This window comes from Aliagarivorans marinus DSM 23064 (assembly GCF_000429485.1).
In the GTDB taxonomy this organism is placed as follows: domain Bacteria; phylum Pseudomonadota; class Gammaproteobacteria; order Enterobacterales; family Celerinatantimonadaceae; genus Aliagarivorans; species Aliagarivorans marinus.
The window spans coordinates 260,371-282,199 of record NZ_KE386909.1 but is presented as its reverse complement, the minus strand read 5'-3'; the positions used below and the strand labels follow the sequence as shown (position 1 = coordinate 282,199).

General features: G+C 55.5%; 18 protein-coding genes and 1 tRNA gene. 14 read left to right on the top strand and 5 right to left on the bottom strand.

Annotation, left to right across the window (positions count from 1 at the left end):
• Nucleotides 1-187 precede the first annotated feature (187 nt).
• The 14 genes from leuS (at nt 188) to lipA (ending at nt 13,896) form a co-directional block, all read left to right on the top strand.
• Nucleotides 188-2,764 (top strand): leucine--tRNA ligase, encoded by a 2,577-nt coding sequence (gene leuS, locus G461_RS0120935; protein WP_026973309.1) that lies wholly within the window; start codon nt 188-190, stop codon nt 2,762-2,764.
• A 96-nt stretch (nt 2,765-2,860) separates the two neighbouring features.
• On the top strand, nt 2,861-3,358 hold the full coding sequence (locus tag G461_RS0120930) for an LPS-assembly lipoprotein LptE (protein ID WP_026973308.1): 498 nt from the start codon (nt 2,861-2,863) through the stop codon (nt 3,356-3,358).
• Nucleotides 3,355-4,350 (top strand): DNA polymerase III subunit delta, encoded by a 996-nt coding sequence (holA, locus tag G461_RS0120925; RefSeq protein WP_026973307.1) that lies wholly within the window; start codon nt 3,355-3,357, stop codon nt 4,348-4,350. Before G461_RS0120930 ends, holA begins: the two co-directional genes overlap by 4 nt.
• Nucleotides 4,351-4,352: 2 nt before the next feature.
• Nucleotides 4,353-4,994, top strand: coding sequence for a nicotinate-nucleotide adenylyltransferase (gene nadD, locus G461_RS0120920; RefSeq protein WP_035480961.1), 642 nt, complete (start codon nt 4,353-4,355; stop codon nt 4,992-4,994).
• A 70-nt stretch (nt 4,995-5,064) separates the two neighbouring features.
• Entirely contained in the window at nt 5,065-5,409 is a 345-nt protein-coding gene (gene rsfS / locus G461_RS0120915; protein ID WP_026960691.1) for a ribosome silencing factor, read from the top strand.
• Nucleotides 5,406-5,876 carry a 23S rRNA (pseudouridine(1915)-N(3))-methyltransferase RlmH gene (rlmH, locus tag G461_RS0120910; RefSeq protein ID WP_026960692.1) on the top strand — a complete coding sequence of 157 codons (471 nt, stop codon included), beginning with the start codon at nt 5,406-5,408 and terminating at the stop codon, nt 5,874-5,876. The genes rsfS and rlmH overlap by 4 nt, the downstream gene beginning before the upstream one ends.
• Before the next feature lie 9 nt (nt 5,877-5,885).
• On the top strand, nt 5,886-7,772 hold the full coding sequence (gene mrdA, locus G461_RS0120905; protein WP_026973305.1) for a penicillin-binding protein 2: 1,887 nt from the start codon (nt 5,886-5,888) through the stop codon (nt 7,770-7,772).
• Nucleotides 7,773-7,774: 2 nt separating this feature from the next.
• The gene (gene rodA / locus G461_RS0120900) at nt 7,775-8,881 is read left to right on the top strand and encodes a rod shape-determining protein RodA (RefSeq protein WP_026973304.1); all 1,107 of its coding nucleotides are present in this window, start codon (nt 7,775-7,777) and stop codon (nt 8,879-8,881) included.
• A gap of 8 nt (nt 8,882-8,889) precedes the next feature.
• Nucleotides 8,890-9,852 (top strand): lytic murein transglycosylase B, encoded by a 963-nt coding sequence (mltB, locus tag G461_RS25080; RefSeq protein WP_035480957.1) that lies wholly within the window; start codon nt 8,890-8,892, stop codon nt 9,850-9,852.
• Nucleotides 9,842-10,639 (top strand): septal ring lytic transglycosylase RlpA family protein, encoded by a 798-nt coding sequence (locus tag G461_RS0120890; protein ID WP_051333739.1) that lies wholly within the window; start codon nt 9,842-9,844, stop codon nt 10,637-10,639. The genes mltB and G461_RS0120890 overlap by 11 nt, the downstream gene beginning before the upstream one ends.
• A gap of 73 nt (nt 10,640-10,712) precedes the next feature.
• Complete coding sequence (locus G461_RS0120885; protein ID WP_026960696.1) at nt 10,713-11,888, top strand: serine hydrolase; 1,176 nt, start codon at nt 10,713-10,715, stop codon at nt 11,886-11,888.
• Nucleotides 11,889-12,018: 130 nt separating this feature from the next.
• Nucleotides 12,019-12,282, top strand: coding sequence for a DUF493 family protein YbeD (gene ybeD / locus G461_RS0120880; RefSeq protein ID WP_026960697.1), 264 nt, complete (start codon nt 12,019-12,021; stop codon nt 12,280-12,282).
• Nucleotide 12,283: 1 nt separating this feature from the next.
• A complete protein-coding gene (lipB, locus tag G461_RS0120875; RefSeq protein ID WP_026973302.1) occupies nt 12,284-12,925 on the top strand; it encodes a lipoyl(octanoyl) transferase LipB in 642 nt (213 codons plus the stop codon).
• Nucleotides 12,922-13,896 carry a lipoyl synthase gene (gene lipA, locus G461_RS0120870; protein ID WP_035478631.1) on the top strand — a complete coding sequence of 325 codons (975 nt, stop codon included), beginning with the start codon at nt 12,922-12,924 and terminating at the stop codon, nt 13,894-13,896. Before lipB ends, lipA begins: the two co-directional genes overlap by 4 nt.
• 63 nt (nt 13,897-13,959) lie before the next feature.
• Here the strand turns inward: lipA and G461_RS0120865 are convergent, their stop codons facing one another.
• The 5 genes from G461_RS0120865 to G461_RS0120835 all read right to left on the bottom strand — a co-directional run bounded on the left by G461_RS0120865 (nt 13,960) and on the right by G461_RS0120835 (nt 21,829).
• A complete protein-coding gene (locus G461_RS0120865; RefSeq protein WP_035480954.1) occupies nt 13,960-15,306 on the bottom strand; it encodes an MATE family efflux transporter in 1,347 nt (448 codons plus the stop codon).
• Between the two features lie 149 nt (nt 15,307-15,455).
• Nucleotides 15,456-16,799, bottom strand: coding sequence for an MATE family efflux transporter (locus G461_RS25075; RefSeq protein ID WP_051333737.1), 1,344 nt, complete (start codon nt 16,797-16,799; stop codon nt 15,456-15,458).
• Nucleotides 16,800-16,952: 153 nt separating this feature from the next.
• Entirely contained in the window at nt 16,953-18,308 is a 1,356-nt protein-coding gene (locus G461_RS0120855; RefSeq protein ID WP_026973300.1) for an alanine/glycine:cation symporter family protein, read from the bottom strand.
• Between the two features lie 619 nt (nt 18,309-18,927).
• Nucleotides 18,928-21,219, bottom strand: coding sequence for a di-heme oxidoredictase family protein (locus G461_RS25725; RefSeq protein WP_051333736.1), 2,292 nt, complete (start codon nt 21,217-21,219; stop codon nt 18,928-18,930).
• A gap of 533 nt (nt 21,220-21,752) precedes the next feature.
• A tRNA-Asp gene (locus G461_RS0120835) sits at nt 21,753-21,829 on the bottom strand.

Genomic DNA, 21,829 nt, shown 5'->3' with positions numbered 1-21,829 from the left:
AAACTCCCTGTTCAATTCTGTCGGCAACGTCAAGATGCTGGCTCGGGTCAATTTAAGCGCCATAAGCGGCCGCTAATCCGCCCGCCGCAGTTGTCGTCCGTGGCCCATCTGGTATGCTATGCGGATCTTAGTGGCGCGTGGTCGCCAAAGTCCCCTTTAATTGATGCTTGGTTGGAAGTAAGCCTACATGCAAGAGCAATATAACCCGAAAGAGATTGAGTCGAAGGTGCAACAGCACTGGGAAGACACCGAAGCGTTTAAAGTTGTCGAGCAGCCTGGAAAAGAGAAGTTCTACTGCCTGTCGATGTTCCCCTACCCAAGTGGCCGTCTCCACATGGGTCACGTGCGCAACTACACCATCGGTGATGTAGTTAGCCGCTACCAGCGCATGCAGGGTAAAAACGTTTTGCAACCAATGGGTTGGGATGCTTTCGGCCTGCCAGCTGAAAACGCAGCGATTGCCAATAAAACCGCGCCAGCCAACTGGACCTATCAAAACATCGAATACATGAAAGGCCAGCTCAAGCAGCTGGGCTTTGGCTACGACTGGAGCCGCGAGCTGGCCACCTGTCGTCCTGAATACTACCGCTGGGAGCAGTGGTTCTTCACCAAGCTGTACGAAAAAGGCTTGGTCTACAAGAAGATGTCTACCGTGAACTGGGACCCGGTTGATCAAACCGTACTGGCTAACGAGCAGGTTATCGACGGCCGCGGCTGGCGCTCAGGTGCGCTGGTTGAGCAAAAAGAGATCCCGCAGTGGTTCATCAAGATCACCGACTACGCCCAAGAGCTGCTGGATGACCTGGACCAACTGGACGATTGGCCAGAGCAGGTGAAAACCATGCAACGCAACTGGATCGGCCGCTCTGAAGGCGTCGAGATGCAGTTTGGCCTGGCTGACTCGGATGAGAGCTTCACCATCTACACCACCCGCCCAGATACCGTAATGGGTGTTACCTACGTGGGTATCGCCGCCCAGCACCCGCTGGCTTTGAAAGCTGCCGAGACCAACCCTGAGCTGGCCGCCTTCATCGAAGAGTGTAAGAACACCAAGGTGGCTGAGGCCGATATGGCGACCATGGAGAAAAAAGGCGTGGCCACTGGCCTGTACGCCATTCACCCAATCACTGGCAAGCAAGTGCCTATCTGGGCTGCTAACTTCGTGCTGATGGATTACGGCTCCGGCGCGGTAATGGCAGTACCGGGTCACGACCAACGCGACTACGAGTTTGCCACCGCTTACGGCCTTGAGATCAAGGGCGTTATCCTGCCAAGCGATGGCGAGCTGGATATCAGCGAGCAAGCCTACACCGAGAAAGGCGTACTGTTTAACTCTGGCGAGTTCGACGGGCTAGACTTCCAAGCGGCAGTCGATGCCATCTCTGCCAAGCTGGAGAGCGAAGGCAAAGGCGAGAAGAAAGTGAACTTCCGTCTGCGCGACTGGGGCGTAAGCCGTCAGCGTTACTGGGGCACGCCAATCCCAATGCTGAATCTGGAGAACGGCGACGTGGTCGCAGTGCCTGAAGATCAACTGCCAGTGCGTCTGCCAGAAGACGTGGTAATGGATGGCGTAACCTCGCCAATCAAAGCCGATCCTGAGTGGGCTAAAACCACCTACAACGGCGAAGCGGCGTTCCACGAGACTGACACCTTCGACACCTTTATGGAGTCGAGCTGGTACTACGCGCGTTACTGCTCAAACAACGACGATATGATGCTCGACCCAGAGCAAGCCAACTACTGGCTGCCGGTTGATCAATACATCGGTGGTATCGAACACGCGATCTTGCACCTGCTGTACGCACGCTTCTTCCACAAGCTGCTGCGAGACACCGGTCTGGTTGATTCTGACGAGCCGTTCAAGCGCCTGCTGACCCAAGGCATGGTGCTGGCCGATGCGTTCTACTACGAGAACGAGAAAGGCGGCAAGGTATGGGTATCGCCACTGGACGCGGTATGCGAGAAAGATGAGAAAGGCCGCATCACCAGCGCCAAGACCGCCGATGGCCAAGAGCTGGTCTATGCCGGTATGAGCAAGATGTCGAAGTCGAAGAACAACGGTATCGACCCACAGGTGATGGTAGACAAATTCGGTGCCGACACCGTGCGCCTGTTTATGATGTTCGCCGCCCCTGCCGAGCAAACCTTGGAATGGCAAGACAGCGCGGTTGAAGGCTCGCTACGCTTCCTGCGCCGGGTATGGAAATTCGCTGCCGAGCATATCGCACTGGGCGATGCCGCTGCGCTTGATGTGGCCAGCTTGAGCCCAGCACTGAAAGATCTGCGCCGCGAAGTGCACAAGACCATCGCCAAGGTCAGCGATGACATCGGCCGCCGTCAGACCTTCAACACTGCGATTGCCGCGGTGATGGAGCTGATGAACAAGCTGGTGAAAGCCGACCAAAGCATTGATCAAGGCCGCGCCGTGGTGCGTGAAGCATTGAACGCCATCGTGCTGATGCTAAACCCAATCACCCCGCACATCTGTAACCAGCTGTGGGCGGCGCTGGGTAACGACACCGACGTTGAGCAAAGCCCATGGCCAGTGGCCGATGAAGCAGCCATGGTGGAAGACAGCAAGCTGATCATCGTACAGGTTAACGGCAAGCTGCGCGCCAAGCTGACTGTAGCGGCAGACGCGGGCAAAGACGAAGTTGAAGCACTGGCGCTGGGCGACGAAAACGTGAGTAAGTTCACCGACGGCAAAACCGTGCGCAAAGTCATCTTTGTTCCCGGCAAACTGCTGAATATTGTCGCCAACTAAGGGCAATAACCAGTAAGCTAGTAGCCGTATTGTATGACGGCTACATAGATTGAACAGGGCGCGTCATTCGCGCCCTTTATTTATCGGAAATGGAATATGAGCAACGCCTGCAAGCTGCTACTGACTTCACTGCTTAGCGTACTGATTCTCAGTGCATGTGGCTTTAAGCCCCGTGGCAGCTACCTGATTGATGAACAGCTGAATCAGATTTATGTCTCCTCTTACGATGAGTTCAGCCCGCTCACCCGTGAGGTGGTACGGCGACTAAAGCTCAGCCACATTGAAGTGTTGGACCAAGCTCGCGAGGGGGTACCGACACTACAGCTGGGCCGTGAGAACCTCACCAAGCGCACCCTGTCGCTATTCTCCAACGGTCAAACCGCCGAGTACGAGATGAGCTATCGGGTGGAGAGCTTCCTGCTGGTCGCCGAGCAAGAGAGCCAGCCGATCACCGTACAGCTGCACCGCGACTTTCAGGACAACCCCTTGGCGGCATTGGCCAAACAACGTGAGAGTGAACAGCTCTATGACGAGCTGCGCGTAATGGCCGCCGATCAGATCCTGCGCCAGCTGGCCACGGTTCGCCTTGAATGAAGATCTATCCTGAGCGCCTAAGCGGCCAGGCGGTAGAAGGCATCAACTGCTTTCTGCTGTGGGGCGATGAGCCCCTCATCAAGCAAGAATCCACCGACTGGATCCGCCAGCAGCTGCAGCAAAAACAATGCATTGAAGAGCGCCGCCGCTTTGCGGTGGACAACGAGCTAAGCTGGGCCGAGGTAAACGACTGCTTTCAGGCCTTATCATTATTTAGCCAAAGCCAACTGGTCGAGCTGCACTTCGACAAATTGCCCGACAAAGCCCAACAGCAACAACTGGAGGCCTTGCTGCCCATGGTCAGCGAGGAGACTCGCCTGTTGCTTAGCATGCCCAAGTTAGGCAAGCCGCAGGAGCGGCAAAAGTGGTATCAGCAGCTGGAAAAGCAAGGGCTGGTGGTAGCCATCTACCCGCCCGAGGGGCGTCATCTGCAGCAGTGGGTAAGCCAGCGGCTACGGCGCTATCAGCTTAGCCACAGCGCCGATCATGTCTCCCTGCTTATCCACTACTTTGAGGGCAACCTGCTGGCGCTGGATCAGGCGATTCAGATCGTCCGCCTGCGCTGGCCCGATCAGCAGCCTTCGGTGGAGCAGTTTGAAAGCTGCCTCAGTCATGCCAACCGCTTTAGCGCCTTCCAACTGGCCGATGCCATGTTGGCCTTCGACCTCAAGCGCTGCCTGTTAATCCTTGAGCAGCTAAGGCTCGAGGGCGATGAGCCAACCCTGATCAACTGGACCATTGAGCGCGACCTCAAGGTGCTGCAAGCGCTACAACAAGGCGGCCCGCAGCAGCAAGCTGCGGTGTTCAAGAAACATGGGATCTGGGCCAAGCGGCAAAACCTGTTTAATCAGGCCCTACCGCGCTGCAGCGACGCCAAGCTCACCCGCGCGCGGCTGCAAGTGGCCGAGGTCGACAAGGCGATCAAAAGCTTCGACAGCGCCTTTGCCTGGCTGGAGCTGGAGCGCCTGCTACTCAACCTGATGTCGAGATAACTATGCAGCTGATATTTGGCGGCTCCTTCGACCCAATCCACCAAGGACATATTCAAAGCGCGTTGGCCTTGTTAGCGCACCTAAACGCCAGCAGCGTGAGCTTTATTCCCAATGCCCTCTCGCCGCTTAAGCAGCGCCAAAGCCTCAGCCCCGAATCGCGTCGCGCGCTGCTGGAGCTAAGCCTTGCCCCCTACCCCGCCCTCAGCCTCGATTGGCGCGAGGTGCAGCGTGGTGGTAGCTCCTACACCGTGGATACGCTGCGCCAACTTAGGCGCGAGCAGCCCCAGCAAAGCCTGGTGTTCGTGATGGGCCAAGACTCATTTAATCAGCTGCGCCGCTGGCGTGAGTGGCAGCAGTTAACCGATTACGCCCACTTACTGGTGATGGCGCGTCCCGGCTATCAGCCAGACTATCCTGAGCCTTTGGCGCAGTGGCTGGCACCACGCAAGGTGGAACAAGCCGACAGCCTGCGAGACAGTGAAGCCGGTAAGGTCTATTTCTGCCAACTACCGCCTTACCCGGTCTCTTCCACCGAACTTCGCGAGGCTTGCGCGGCGGGTAACTGGCAATGGGCAAGCGATTACCTCTCCGCCGAGGTCGTCAACTATATTCAACAACAGGGCTTGTATCAGGGCAGTGCTTAACCTTGTCAATCAGGCCATGTTACAATCAATATTGAACCGCAATTATTAACCGCGTTACAGGAAGGCTTTGTTGCAAAACAGCACACTGATCGACTTTGTAGTCGATAAAATTGAAGATATGAAAGGCCGGGATATTATCCGCCTTGATGTAAGTGAACTCTCCTCCGTCACCGATACCATGGTGATCTGCAGTGGCAACTCTAAGCGCCACGTGAAATCCATCGCTGACAACCTGCGCGAGCAAGCCAAGCACGAAGAGCTTGAAGTTCTCGGCGTAGAAGGCGACGACGAAGCCCAATGGGTGTTGGTTGACCTGGGCGATGTGGTAGTACACGTGATGCAGGATGATGCCCGAGACTTCTACCAATTGGAGAAACTGTGGTCTGAGCCAGTGGCTGAGTCTAAAGTCGGATGAAGATCCAGTTACTCGCCGTCGGTACCAAGATGCCCGGTTGGGTGGAACAAGGGTACCAGGAGTATGCACGCCGCTTCCCCAAGGACATGAGCCTGGAGCTGGTCGAGATTGCCGCCGGTAAGCGCGGTAAAAATGCCGACATCAAGCGCATTCTCGACAAAGAGGGCGAAGCCACTCTGGCTGCCATCCCCAAAGGCAACCGCATTGTGACCCTCGAAGTCACCGGTAAGCCCTGGACCACCCCGCAACTGGCCAAGCAGCTAGATGGCTGGAAGATGGACGGGCGCGATGTCAGCCTGCTTATCGGCGGCCCGGAAGGACTGGCTCCTTCTTGTATTCAGGCCTCAGAGCAGCGCTGGTCACTGTCGCCGCTGACCCTGCCCCACCCATTGGTGCGGGTTATCGTGGCCGAGAGCCTATACCGGGCCTGGAGCATCACCGCTAACCACCCCTATCACCGAGAATAAGCACGAAGCATGGCAAAGCAAAGGGTTGCATTAAGGGATCACCATGCAGAGGCGGCGTTGTTTATGCGCCGCTCTGTGGTATCGCTAACCATTGTGATGGTGATTGTGGCGATACTGCTGGGAAACCTCTACTACCTGCAGGTTAAACAGTTCGAGAACTACGCCACACGCTCCAACGATAACCGCATTCGAGTCGTGCCCATCGCTCCTCCGCGCGGGCTGGTCTACGACCGCAATGGGGTGCTGCTGGCAGAGAACATTCCCAACTTCACCCTGGAAATCATCCCCGAGAACACCGACAACCTCGAGCAGCTGTTGAGTGATTTGGCTGAGCTACTCGAGCTTACGCCCAACGATATCGAACGCTTCCAAACCCAGCGTAAGCAGATCCGCCGCTTTAACCCGGTACCACTGAAAAGCCAGCTCAACGAGCAGCAAGTAGCGCTGTTTAGTGTTAACCAGCACCGCTTCCCCGGCGCCAGTATCGACGCCAGCCTAAGCCGCTACTACCCCTATGGCGCCGCCCTCACCCATGTGCTCGGCTATGTTGCGCGGATCAACACCCGCGATGTGGCGCGCCTTGAAGAGCAAGGGATCCGCGCCAACTATGCGGCCACCCGTAATATCGGCAAACTCGGCATTGAGCGCTACTACGAAGACATTCTGCACGGTCAAGCGGGCTACCAAGAGGTGGAGGTTAACAACCGTGGGCGGGTACTGCGAACCATGAAGGTGGTACCGCCGATCCCGGGCAAAGATTTGCACCTCAACATCGACATCAACCTGCAGCTCAAGGCCAAACAGCTACTCGATGGCCGACGCGGCTCAGCGGTGGTGCTCGACCCAGTCGACAGCGGTGTGCTGGCGATGGTATCCAGCCCTAGCTACGATCCGAACCTGTTCGTGAATGGTATCAGCAGCAAGGACTACTCCGCCCTGCTAGAGTCCCCGCACCGCCCGCTGATCAACCGTGCCACCCAAGGTGTCTACCCGCCAGCATCAACCATCAAGCCGCAACTGGCGGTGATGGGGCTGGAGCTGGGCTTGGTCACCCCCCAAGAGCGCATCTGGGATCCCGGCTGGTTCCAGATCCCTAACACCGAACGGCGCTTCCGCGATTGGAAACGCTGGGGCCATGGCTGGGTGGATGTCTACAAAGCCATCGAGCAAAGTGTCGACACCTATTACTACAAGCTGGCCTATGAGGCGGGCATTAACAACATCCACCAGTACATGAGTGAGTTCGGCTTTGGCGAGTACAGTGGCATCGACATCCACGAAGAGAGCAAGGCCAACATGCCGAGCCGCGAGTGGAAGCGCCAACGCCACAAAGAGCCATGGTGGCAAGGCGATACCATCTCGGTGGGCATCGGTCAGGGCTATTGGACCTCTACCCCACTGCAGCTCACCCAAGCGACCAATATCTTGGTCAATCGCGGTAAGCGCACCCAACCTAAGCTGCTGCGCGCTGTGGACGACGGCGAGCACTTCGAGAAGATGCCGCCGCCAGACCAAGAACCGATTGAGCTAAACAACCCGGTTAACTGGGATGTCGCGCTAAAAGGTATGTGGGGCGTGACCAACAAGCAAAACGGCACCTCCTGGAAGGCCTTCGATGGCACCCCTTACGTGGTAGCCGGTAAGTCCGGTACCGCTCAGGTATTCTCGCTGGGCGAAGATGAAGAGTACGATGCCGACAGTCTGGACGAGCGACTACGCGACAACGCGATGTTTGTTGCCTATGCCCCCTACGATGACCCAAAACTGGTCACCACCGTGGTACTGGAGAACGCCGGTGGTGGTAGCTCCAACTCAGCCCCGGTGATCCGGGAGCTATTCGATTACTATTTTCTTGGCGAAGACGCCGGCCAAAGCGCGGGGGCTAGCGAGGAGTAGCCATGAATTACAAACAACAACAACAGTCATTATGGTGGCGCTTCCACATCGATTGGCCGCTGCTACTTGGGCTGCTGGCACTAATGGGCCTGAGCCTAGTGGTGCTCTACAGCGCCAGTGGCGAGAGCATGGCCATGGTACAACGACAGCTGATCCGCTTTGGCGTGGCCTTTTTCGCCATGCTGGTGCTGGCGCAGATCCCACCTGATGTGTACCAGCGCTGGGCACCACTGGCCTATGGCGTAGGCCTGGCCTTGCTGGTTGCGGTATTGGTGATGGGAGAAGTTGGTAAAGGCGCGCAGCGTTGGCTGAACCTGGGCTTTGTGACCTTCCAGCCCTCGGAGATCATGAAACTGGCCGTCCCGTTGATGGTCGCCCGTTATATCAGTGCCCAACCACTACCGCCGCGCTTTAAGTACGTGGCCATTGGCGTGATGATCGCCATGGCCCCGGCGCTGCTGATCGCCAAACAGCCCGACTTAGGCACCTGTCTACTGGTTGCTTGCTCTGGGATTTTCGCCCTGTTTCTGGCGGGCATGAGCTGGAAGCTTGTGGGGCTGGCAGCAGCGTTAGTCTCAGGCTTTGTGCCCATTCTGTGGTTCTTCCTGATGCGCGATTACCAGCGCCAGCGGGTACTGACCCTGCTTAATCCCGAAAGCGATCCGCTTGGGGCTGGCTACCATATTATCCAGTCGAAGATTGCCATCGGCTCCGGCGGCTTCGGCGGCAAGGGCTGGCTGCATGGCACCCAGTCGCAGCTCGACTTCCTGCCCGAGCGACACACCGACTTTATCTTTGCAGTACTGGCTGAAGAGTTCGGCTTTATCGGGGTTGCAGCGATGTTCTGCCTGTACCTGTATGTCACCGGGCGCGGCATGTTTATCGCGGCTCAAGCGCAAACAGCCTTTGGTCGCCTGCTGGCCGGTTGTATCACCCTGACTTTCTTCGTGTACGTGTTTGTTAACGTGGGCATGGTGAGTGGCCTGCTACCGGTGGTAGGGGTTCCGCTGCCATTAATCTCCTATGGCGGCACTTCTATCGTGACACTGATGGCAGGATTTGGCATTCTCATGTCAGTTCATACTCACAAACGGCTCTACGCCCAATAAGGAAGATTATGCGGTATTTGCTTGCTTTGGTGTTTTTTGTCGGCGTCGCGCACGCCAAGCCTCTCGATGACCAAGGGCTGCAACGCCTCGAGCAGCTCAGTGAGGAGTTTGCTATCGACATCGCTACCCTGCAACAGGCCACCGAACAAGCCACCTACCAGCAGAGCATTATCGATGCCATCACCCGCCCGTGGGAGTCGCGCCCCTGGCATCAGTACCGCAACCTGTTTCTGACCGAAGAGCGGCTGGCGGCTGGTCTGGCGTTCTGGGAAGAGCACCAGCAAACGCTGGAGAAAGCCGAGCAGGAGTTTCAGGTACCGGCTGAGATCATCGTGGCGATCATCGGTGTCGAAACCTACTATGGCCGCCACACCGGTCGCTACAAGGTGCTGGATGCGCTCTACACCTTAGGCTTTTTCTACCCCAAGCGTAGCGAGTTCTTCAGCAAGGAGTTCGCTCACTACCTGAATCTGGTTGAGCAGCAAGGCTGGGAGCTGGATTACATGAAAGGCTCTTATGCCGGTGCCATGGGGCTGGGCCAGTTTATTCCTTCCAGTTACCTGCACTACGGCGTCGATTTTAGCGATACCGGCAAGGTGGATATGCTCAATGACAAGGTCGATGCCATCGGCAGTGTCGCCAACTACTTCCGCCAGCACCGCTGGCGCTACGGTGAGCCGGTGGTACATCTCGTGTCACTTAGCGATGAGCAAGCTGAGCCGTGGCTAAGCAAGGGGCTGGAGCTGCCCCATCAAGCGCAACAGTTGGCAGAGGCTGGCGTGGCTGAGGCGGGCGAGCTGCCGGATGACGCCAAGGTGAAGCTGCTTGGCCTCGAGCAAGCCGATCACACCGAATACTGGTTAGTAAGGGATAACTTCTATGTGATTACCCGCTATAATCGCAGCCCACTCTACGCCATGGCGGTACACCAGTTCAGCCAACAATTAAAACAAGCACGTAATGACAGTTAAGACCCTATTACAAGGGGCAGCGGTGCTCACCACTGCTGCCCTGCTCGCTGCCTGCTCCGGCTCCTCCTCTCGCTATTCGATGCGCAATGACACCGCGCCCACCCAGATCCCCGATCTGCAACATGTCGAATCGCTGACTCCGCGCGACGAGCCGATGAGCGCGCAGGGTAATCGCGACTACAAGGTGCGCGGCAAAAGCTATCAGGTATGGCGCGATATCGAGGAGTACCAGCAGCAAGGCGAGGCCTCATGGTATGGCAAGAAGTTCCATGGCCATCTCACCTCCAACGGTGAGATCTACGACATGTACTCGCTCTCGGCCGCCCACAAGAACCTGCCACTGCCAAGCTATGTGCAGGTGACTAATCTGGCCAACGGCAAATCGGTGGTGGTGCGGGTGAATGACCGTGGCCCCTTCCATGGCGATCGGATTATCGACCTGAGTTATGCCGCGGCCCACAAGCTCGACATGCTGAAAAGCGGCGTTGGCAGGGTTGAGGTCAAATTGCTGCGTGCAGATCAGAATAACTCCCCTGCCGCACTAGCCTTTATCGAACAACATCAATACTATGTGCAGTTAATGGCAAGCCGCCAGCAGGACAGCCTGCTGGCTCACCAATTGCAACTAGAACAGCTGGGCTTAACCAGCGAAATAATCGAACAAAATGGCTGGCAGAAGCTGCGCCTGGGCCCCTATAACAGCCGTCGACAGGCTGAACAAGACCTTGCTCTGATGCATCAGGGAGAATACGGGCAGGCCTTCATCGTCCAGCAGGATCTGAATTAGTTTGCTTTCGACGAAACCGTGAGGTTTTTGGATCGGGAGTTTAAGTTCACGTTTAACAGCCAAAGAGCGAACAATGAACAAAAGTTTTCTTAAACGGGTTATCGGCGCTTCTGCACTAATCATTAGTGTTTCCAGCGTTGCAGCACCGACACCTCAAGTAATCCCCAATGCACCGCTGATCTCTGCCAAAGCCTATTATCTTATCGACTTCGACTCGGGTCGTGTATTGGCAGCGCAAAACGAACAAGACCGCCTGGCCCCAGCCAGCCTGACCAAGATCATGACCAGCTACATCATCGGCCATGAAGTCAAATCAGGTAACCTCGGTCTGGACGATACCGTGACTATCTCCAAGAACGCTTGGTCGCGTAACTTCCCAGATTCTTCCAAGATGTTTATCGAGGTGGGCAAACAGGTCAAAGTGTCTGATCTAAACCGCGGCATCATGGTGCAATCGGGCAACGACGCCTGTGTGGCCATGGCCGAGCACATCGCCGGTAGCGAAGATGCCTTCACCTCCTTGATGAACTCGTGGGCCGAGCACCTAGGCATGGCGAATACTCGTTTTGCCAACAGCCACGGCTTGGATGACGACGACCAATACACCACTGCAGAAGACTTGGCGATCCTAGCCAAGGCGATGATCGGCAACCTGCCAGAGCAGTACGCGGTATACAGCGAGAAGTCGTTCACCTTTAATGGCATCACCCAGCACAACCGTAACTCGCTGCTGTGGGACCAAAGCCTGAACGTGGATGGCATGAAGACCGGCCACACCAGCAACGCCGGCTACAACTTGGTGTCGTCTGCCACCCAAGATGAGATGCGCTTGATCTCCATCGTATTGGGTGCCGCCTCGCCAAACGCCCGCGCCGCAGAGAGCAAGAAGCTGTTTAACTGGGGCTTCCGCTTCTTTGAAACCGTTAAGCCATACAGCGCTGGCGACAGCCTGGCTCAACAGCGCATCTGGATGGGCGATCAAGAACAGGTCACGCTGGGCTTGGGCGAAGATGTTGCGGTGACCATTCCGCGTGGTCAGGCCGAGAACCTAAAAGCCTCGTTTGAGCTGACCGAAGAGCTAAAAGCACCGCTGGCCCAAGGCAGCACCGTGGGTAAGGTGTTTATCCAGCTAGGCGATGAAGATATCGCTGAATATCCGCTGATCACCTTGAACGAAGTGGAGCAAGGCGGCATATTCTCTCGCCTGATGGACTACATCAAGATGTTCTTCGCCAACTTGTTTGGTTAATAGCAGATATTGCTATTATCAAACGGTGAGATAGCAACGCTTAGTTTTAGAATAATTGCGAAAAACGCGTTAAAATAACGCGTTTTTTGTTACATCCCGACGCAATCACTGCGTCTTACTAGGATCGACTATGCAACATAAGTTTGATGAGCTGATGGAGTTCCCTTGTGACTTCACGCTAAAGATCATGGGCGTCAACAACGACACCCTTGAGCAACAGGTTCTGGAAGTGATTCAGCGACTGGCTCCTGGTGATTACTCACCGAAAAGCAAACCTAGCAGCAAAGGTAACTACGTATCGCTGACCCTGTCAGTACGGGTTACCAACGCAGAGCAGGTAGAAAGCCTCTACCGCGAGGTTGGCGCCATCGAAGACGTGAGGCACGTACTCTAAGATGGCACCACTGATCGTCCGCCATCTCGGCTTACAGGCGTATCTGCCCACTCAGGCAGCAATGAAGGATTACACAGAGCAGCGCGACGATCACAGCCCCGACGAGCTTTGGGTGGTCGAGCACCCACCGGTGTTCACCCAAGGCCAAGCGGGCAAGCCGGAACACCTGCTACAAAGCAGCGATATTCCGGTGGTTCAGACCGAACGGGGCGGCCAAGTCACCTACCACGGCCCCGGCCAACTGGTGGTCTACACCCTGATAGACCTGAAGCGCGCCAACATTGGCGTACGCGAGCTGGTCAGCCATATCGAGAACTGCTTAATTGCGGTGCTTGGCGACTACGGCATCAAGACCGCCGCCAAGAAAGACGCCCCCGGCGTCTACGTGGATGGGCAGAAGATCGCATCGCTAGGTCTGAAGATCCGCAAGGGTCGCTCCTTCCATGGACTGGCGCTGAATGTCGCCATGGATTTAAACCCGTTTTTGCTGATCAACCCCTGCGGCTACGCCGGGTTGGTCATGACACAAACCAGTGTGCTCGGTGGCCCCACTTCGGTAGAAGAAGCCGCCCAGCGAGTTGCCGCGCAGTTTGCCAAGCAACTCAACTACAGTGACGTAACTGAACAGAGAGGATTTCAATGACCGAAACCAAGAAAAAACCTCGCCTTGAGCCCGGAGTCAAACTCCGCGATGCCGACAAAATGGCGTTTATTCCCGTCAAGGTTATCCCCTCGGAAAAAGAGACCATGCTGCGTAAGCCGGATTGGATGAAGATCAAACTGCCTTCAGACAACACCCGGATTAACGAGATTAAAGCAGCAATGCGCAAGCACAAGCTGCACTCGGTGTGTGAAGAGGCCTCCTGCCCTAACCTGGCAGAGTGCTTTAACCACGGCACCGCGACCTTTATGATCATGGGTGATATCTGCACCCGCCGCTGCCCCTTCTGTGACGTTGGCCATGGCAAACCGCTACCACTGGACCCCGACGAGCCGAAGAAACTGGCTGCCACCATTGCCGATATGAAGCTGCGCTATGTGGTGATCACCTCGGTGGACCGCGATGACTTGCGCGATGGCGGTGCCTCGCACTTTGCCGAGTGTATCCGTGAGATCCGCGCGGCCAGCCCGGGCATTCAGATTGAGATCCTGGTGCCTGACTTTAAGGGCCGGATGGAGCGTGCGCTGGAAGCCTTTATCGACTGCCCACCAGATGTGTTCAACCACAACCTAGAGACCGCCCCGCACTTCTACAAGCAAGTGCGCCCCGGTGCCGACTACAAGTGGTCACTCAAGCTGCTGGAGCGCTTTAAAGAGATGCACCCAGATGTGCCGACCAAGTCAGGCCTGATGATGGGCTTGGGCGAAACTAACGAAGATATCGTTGAAGTGCTGCACGACCTGCGCGAGCACCGTGTGACCATGCTAACCCTTGGTCAGTATCTACAGCCAAGCCGTCACCACCTAGCAGTCGACCGTTATGTGCCGCCCGAAGAGTTCGACCAACTCAAAGAGCAGGCCGAAGCCCTGGGCTTTAGCCATGCCGCCTGTGGCCCACTGGTGCGCTCGAGCTACCATGCCGATCTGCAAGCCAAAGGTGTTGAAGTAAAGTAAGCACCGCCACTCATTAAAAAAGCGCCTTTGTGGCGCTTTTTTAAGTTTTATTGACCGCACAAACTATGCGGCACTGGCTTGGGCCTGCTCCACGATAGCCATATCCCGCCAACGACCGGTGCGCCAACGCCACAGGTTAATCGAGCCACGGATTACCTCATCCATGGCAAAGCACCACCACAGCCCCAACACACCGTACTGCCACTCAATCCCCACCAGATAGGCCACCGGCATCATCGCCCACATAAAGCCCATGCCAACAATGGCCGGGAACTTGGCATCACCGACTGCTTTGAGTGCCCGCCCCAACACGATATTCAGTTGACGGAAAGGCTCCATCAGCAGGCAGATCAAAATTAGTTGGTAGGACACCGCCACCACCTCAGGGTCGCTGGTAAACAGCCCCAGCACCTGGCGATAGAACAGCAGCACCAGCAGCATGTTGAACAGAGCGAAACAACAAGACACCTTGAGTGCCCGGTACAGCGTCTGCTCGGCTCGCTCATGCTCGCGCGCGCCAGCAAAATGCCCCAGCATGATCTGTGCAGCAGTCGCCAGCGACGCCCCCAACGCAATCTCGATAAAGTGCAAACGCAACACAAAGGTGTTGGCCGCCATGGCGGTTGCGCCGAGTAAGGCCACCAAGCTCATCACCACCATCTGCTGAAACACATAGCTAAACGGCTCTAACATGGTGGGCACACCGATGGAGACAAACGGCCGCAACAAGCCGCGTTGCTTAGCAAAATCATCGCGGCTGAAGCGAATGCCTTCGAGCTTGTGCAGCACATAAAAGTTGAGCAGCAAGCCAACCGAGAAGGCGATGATCGACGCCAGCGCGACCCCTTTAATGCCCATCGGCTCAATGCCAAACCAGCCAAACACAAACACCGCATCCAAGAAGATGTTCAGCACGTTGGAGGTCACCGCGATATACATGTTCCAGCGAGTCTTACCCCGTACTGCCAAAATGGCGCCATACGCAAAGCTCACGCCGAGTAACACAAAGGCCGGGGCAAACACCAACAGGTAGTCACTTACATAGCGATTGACTTCATGGCTTAGGTTAAACCACAGGCCAATCTGTTGATGGAACAACACCGTCAGCGCAAAAAACAGCAGGCCAAACAGGCTGCAAATCAGCAGGTTCAGCAAGTAACTGGGACTGATGAACTGCTTCTGCCCTGCCCCGGTGTACTGGGCAGCCACAGTAATTCCCACCGTCGAGAGGATCGGCAAAATCACAAATGCAATCAGCAGATATGGGGTAACGATCCCCACCGCGCCGGCAGCTTCCTCGTTGATCTGACTGATAAATGCGATATCGACAAAGCCGACCAAGCCCCCGGCTACTTGGGAGACAAACACTGGCCATGCTAGCCGATAAAGGTTGAACTGATGAGGGGACATGACAACTCTCAAATGAATACTTCAGCTAACACTCTAACGCGCTGAATAAGAAATATTTTGCAAATCTTGCGATCCTCAGCGGCGACTTCACGCTATCGAGCGAAACCTGCAAAAACTGCATTCGACAGCGCATTCCCATTCTCAATCACTTAACTGGTTGCCGGCGCCTGCTCGATAATCGCCATCTCGTGCCAGCGGCCGCTGCGCCAACGCCACAGGTTCACCGAGCCACGCAAGATCTCATCGCCAAGGAATGCCGCCCACACGCCGAGCAGGCCATACTCCCAGCGAATGCCAATCATATACGCCACCGGCACTACAAATATCATCGCACCAATTCCCACCGCAGCCGAGAAGGTCGCGTCACCGACCGCCTTTAGGGCTCGGCCAACGATAATATTGATCTGACGAAACGGCTCCATAATCAGGCACATTAGCAGCAGCTGGAAGCCAAGGTTGATAACCTCCGGCTGGGAAGTAAAAAGGCCCAAGAGCTGGTCGCGAAATACGATCAACAGCACCACATTGCCCAGCGCAAAGCTGCAGCCAAGCTTGAGGCTGCGAGAGAGGGTGTCATAGGCCAAGGAGTAGTCGCGCGAGCCAGCGTAGTGACCCAGCATAATCTGCGCAGCAGTAGCCAAGGCGCCCCCCACGGCCAGCTCCACAAACAACAGCCGCCAAACAAAGGTATTGGCCGCCATGGCGGTGACGCCCAGATAGGCGACCATCGCCATCACCACCATCTGTTGAATCACGTAGCTCATAGGCTCCACCATGGTGGCTGGACCCACCTTCACCCACAGCAAGAACACCCGTTTTTGCTTGACCAGATCGTCGCGAGTAAAACGGATCCGCTCCACACCGTGCACCAAGTAGACATTGAGCAGCAATCCCAGCAGGTAGGCAATGAGCGAGGCAATCGCAATCCCTTTAATGCCCATCGGTTCGATGCCGAACCAGCCGAACACCAGTACCGCATCAAGGAAGATGTTAAGCACGTTACCTGCCATGGCAACATACATATTCCAGACGGTCTTGCCCTTCACCGCGATGATCGCCGCATAGGCCGAGCTAACCGCTAGCAGCAAGTACGAGCCGCTCATCCACAACAGGTACTCAGAGATATAGTGGTTGAGCTCATCGCTTAGCTGAAACCACAGGCCAATCTGATCGGCATTGAACCAGGTAAAGACCCCTAGCACCGCACCAATGATGGTACACAGTAAGATATTGCCAAAGTATGCCGCCGACACCAGCTGAGTCTGGCGCGCCCCGGTGAGCTGCGCCGCCACGGTAATGCCCACCGTGGCCAAAATCGGTAACAGCATAAAAGCAATCAACAAATAGGGGAAAACAATCCCCACCGCGCCCGCGGCGTCTTCGTTGACCTGGCTGAAAAAGGCCACGTCGACAAAACCCACCAAGCCTGCGGATATCTGAGAGATAAACACCGGCCAGGCCAACTTATACAGATTGAACTTATGATTCGACATACAACACTCACAATTAGCTTGCCTGCGCTGGCAGCAGCGAGGCGGTTAAACTGAATACTGTCTGATCATGCTAGCGATGTTACCCAAGCGCGGCGGACGCGCGCTTGGGTAAGTCGACGCACCTTTTAGTGCGTCGATAGGGCGTGAGAGAGGTTACTTAGAACTGAAAAATTCGCGGGTCAGCTTAAATACCACCGGGCTCAACAGCGCCAGAGCAATCAGGTTAGGAATTGCCATCATTGCGTTCATGGTATCGGCCAACAGCCAGATAAAGTCGAGCGATGCGATGGTACCCACCGGTACTACCAGGATGAAGATCACCCGGAACACCTTAATCGACTTCACGCCAAACAGGTACTGGACACACTTCTCACAGTAGTAGCTCCAGCCCAGAATGGTGGTAAAGCCAAATACTGCCAGCGCGATGGCCACAATCGGCTCACCCAAGCCAGGTAGCACACTACCAAAGGCCAATGCTGTCAGCGGGGCGCCGTTAACACCCGAATCCCAAGCACCTGAAACCACAATCGCCAGGCCTGTGATGCTACAAACGATGATGGTATCGATGAAGGTACCCAGCATGGCAACCAAGCCCTGCTCTACCGGGTTGTTGGTTTTGGCCGCTGCGTGTGCAATCGGCGCGCTACCCAGACCGGCTTCGTTTGAGAACACACCACGGGCAACACCAAAGCGGATCGCCAGCCACATTGTGACACCAGCAGCTCCACCCAGCGCGGCTTCAGGGTTGAACGCAGAGTGAACAATCAGGGCGATGGCTGATGGGATTTCGGTGATGTTCAAAGCCAGAACAATCAATCCCGCCGCCACATAAGAGATCGCCATAAATGGAACCAGCTTACCGGCCACTTCAGCGATGCGCTTAACGCCACCAATTAACACCAGACCTACCAATACCATAATCACTAGACCAGATACTAGAGGTGGTACACCAAAAGTAGCATTAATTGCGTCGGCGACTGAATTGGTCTGAACAGTGTTGCCGATACCAAAGCCAGCAATGGTGCCAAACACGGCAAATGCGGTACCTAGCCACATCCAGTTTTTACCCAAGCCATTTTTGATGTAGTACATTGGTCCACCAATGTGGTTGCCTTGGTCGTCAGTTTCACGGAATTTAACCGCACAAACCGCCTCGGCATACTTGGTAGCCATACCCACCAGCGCCGTACACCACATCCAGAACAGCGCACCCGGGCCACCAAGGAAGATGGCCGTTGCTACACCGGCAATGTTACCGGTACCGATGGTCGCCGACAGCGAGGTCATCAGGGCGTTGAAGGGGGAGATCTCACCCGCACGCTCGCCGTCAGGATTACGGCCAGACCACAGTAAGCGGAAGGCGGTGGGAATATTGAGAACAGACATAAAGCGTAGGCCAATGGTCAGGAACAGACCGACGCCAAGTATGCCAACCAGCATGGGGACACCCCATACGAAACCATTGACCGCTCCAACCCAATCGCTGAGAGTGGCCAGTATTTGTTGCATCGTTTCCATGTGTTTGCTTAATCCTTTTATTATCGCAGCTTGCTTTCGCTAGATTTTAGCTGCCTGCCAATAGCAAATTCTGAGGGGCCTGTTTCCACAGGGGGCACGCCTAAAACCCGTTATAGCGCAGTAAGTTGCGGAAAAAACCGCCACCGGCACTGGTCGCAAAACGGGAAAGGATAGATCTGCCCATTCGATCTGCATCTTGCAGTAGCGCACCTATAGTATCAGCAAGGGATGAAAAATAGTATGACTAAGCTTATGTTTTGATTACATTTATTAATGCACAAAACCCAGCATGACCAAGTCAGGGAAGACCTAGTTTATAGAAGAGAAAAGCGTGACCTAATTAAGACAAAGTCTATCGGTGCTGGCGCAATTCTAACACGCGCAAGCCCATCAACAATGCCACACTAACCACGATATATAGACCAACTGCCAACCACATACCTCACTCCTTAGCAGCGTACCTACAAACTATTGTGCTACTGAAAAGCCCCACCATTGTGACAGTGCAATGACAATTTAATGAACCCGTTTCACTCTCTGATCTCCATCAAAATCCCAAGCGAGCTGCGTTAACAGCCGCCCGCTTGGGGTCTTCATCCGGCTTAGAGCGCTACAGCGCCATCAAGTAGTCAAGCAACTGCTGACGCTGAGTCGCTGACGCGCCAAAGTAGTTCTCCGACTCCTGCTGCGCCTCGCCGCCATGACGTTGCATCACCGCATCCAAGGTTGCCGCCTCACCGTCATGCATCAAGGCCAGGTCGTTGATACTTCCGGTACGCACGTACCCGGTCAATCCCAGCCCCCATAGCGGCGCAGTGCGGAAGTAGCCCTCGCCCAAATCATGCAACAGCAGGTCGGTATAGGGGTGGATCAGCTGGTTGCTGAGCTCAGGGAAGTCAGGGTCAACCCCGGTCTGCACGCTGGTTTTATGACAGCCATCGCAACCGAGCTGGGCAAACAGCTGATGCCCGGGCATTTGGGTCAGATTCGCGCGCGGAGTGGGCACCGCAATCAGCTTGTTGTAGACCTCCAGCTCATCGAGCTGCGCATCTGGCAGTACCGCCGGGCCAAAGCCCTCAAAACTGGTGCCGATCCCCATATCATCGTGCAGTGCCTTGGCAACCTGATGACGCACACTCATGGTCTGGGCACGCCAACCGAAGCGGCCGATATGCTGCTGGCCATCGACCGTGACATAGTTAACCGTGCCGCCATTCTCCGCCGCCCAGGCTTCAATGGTGGCGGCTGGGATCGCTTCAAGTAAGCCCATGCCGATGATCTTCGGTGGCGTCACATCTTGCCTTTGCTGTATCAGCCCACTGCCATTCATGTTGTGACACTGGGTGCAACTCGGTTGGATAGGATCCACCGCCAAGCCCGCCATCTCGGGATAAGGAAGATTACCACCAATCGCCTGCGGGCCAGGTAGCAACTCCTCCACATGATTACCGGTATTAAAATCGGTGTGTACCAAGCGGCGCCCTTGCAGCCAGCTCTGAATATGCTCTGGGCTGAGGTTGTAGGCATGCTGCATAAAGGCTAAACGCTGCTGCTCACCGCCACTTTGCGCTAGCTGGGGCACGGTGGTAGCGCCACCAAGATGGGCGAAGCTGTCGTTAACCCCTAGCGGTCCGACTATGGCATCGCGATTGTTCACCACAAAGCCTTGCCCCAAGACATAGCGGAAGGTTTGCCCGTAGTAGTTAACATTATCGCCGGTGAGTTGGGCGCGGTCGAAGCTAATGGTGGTTTCGAACTCAATCTGCTCACCATACTCGAAGGGGCGTTGAATATGCTGCCAACGCTGCATCACCGCTCGCCAAGTGGTGGCGCTGGCACGCTGCTCGCGGGTGGCCTGACAGGCAGGCACCACCGAGCCATCGCTCAGCACCAGGTCCATCACATAGCCGGAGTAAAAGTTAGTCTCATCCCCGTAGATCTTGTGATAACGCCAGTTCGGGGTCTGCTGGTTGCAGTCCTTCTCGTTGCCAAACACATCGGTCATGGCTATCGGTACCGCCGAGTTTAGCGTGACCACCACACAGGGCTCAGTGGTACCGCAAGCGGCTTGACGATAACTCTCCGCATCAGGCGCGGTATAGTCGTCGAGGGTGAAGTAACCAAAGCGCGCCACCCAGTACTCGACATTGAAGTTGTTGAAGTCGTTAAAGGAGAGCTCATGCCTGACCCGGTAGCGCTCAGCAACGGTGGTGCTCAACGCACCTTGCTGCTCGCCACCTTGAGCGGCGACAAACAGGTTGCTGTAAGCGTCGCTACTCACGCCCTGATCGTCGCTGGCCCGCGCGCGAAAGCTATGGCTGCCAGCAGCTAGATTGCTTAGCTGCCAGCTATATGGCGCATCGCTCAAACTGGCGACCAACTGCTCTGGCGCGCCCGGCGCACTGTGATAAAGGCTGACGCTGGCAACTGCAACATCATCGCTGGCATCCACCTGCAAGCTAACACTGTCGCCCTCCGTCACACCGCTTGGCAAGTTGATAAAGGCGACTTGTGGCGCTTGGTTGGTATCACCGCCGCCATCTCCTCCACTGCCGTCGCCGCTGTTATCTCCGCCACTGCCGTCACTGACCGTGACCAGTAGCGCTGGCGAGATATACTGGCTCAGCGCATCATCTTGCACCTTCAGCTGAATGCTGTACTGCTCACCCAGCGAGACAATGCGCTCGGTAACCTCCCGCACCCACTGGCCCGACTGTAGGCTAGCCTGTGCACAATAGTCTTGCACACACAGGTAACTCCAATCACCCGTCCAGCCTTCATCATCAAAATAGACTTGAGCACTGCCACCACTTAGCACGATCCCCTGATCGGCCAAAACAGCGGTGCTCATACTCCCCAGCAATAACGCTGAGCTAACCGCAAGAGTTAGTTGAGATTTCATCCATAAATCTCCACATTCATGGGCTTAAACACAGCCCTGAAACCGGTTACATTTAAAGTCGGTAAAAAACCTCTCTGTCGCAACCCGGATAACTAGAGAGGTTTCAGTATGCTGCAGCACAAACACTCATATCGCGCTACATCTTGTTAACAATACCAATATTTGTAGAGGTGTCCGTTAACAAGGGGCAAATATGCCAAGGAAAACGTGAGCAACTGCTGTTTTTGCTAGAAAGGTCAAATAACGGAGGAAAAGGCGCTTATACCAATCCAGATAAGTAAGTGATCAGAGATTGCGCAGGGAAAATCATTGAGGACGAGGAAGCGCTTGCCGTGACTAGTGGGCTAATTACAAAAGTGTTGACGCTGTCATCCATGATTTTAACCAGCAAGAATGAGCAGTTACTTATGTGGATTGGTATTAAGATTATTGAGTGCTAAACGTGTGGTAACAGAGAGGGAATAGCAGATACAAAAAAACCAAATCTTTCGATTTGGCCTCAGTGCTGTGACAAACTGTTTATTGCGTATCGCTGGCGGAGTGGACGGGACTCGAACCCGCGACCCCCGGCGTGACAGGCCGGTATTCTAACCAACTGAACTACCACTCC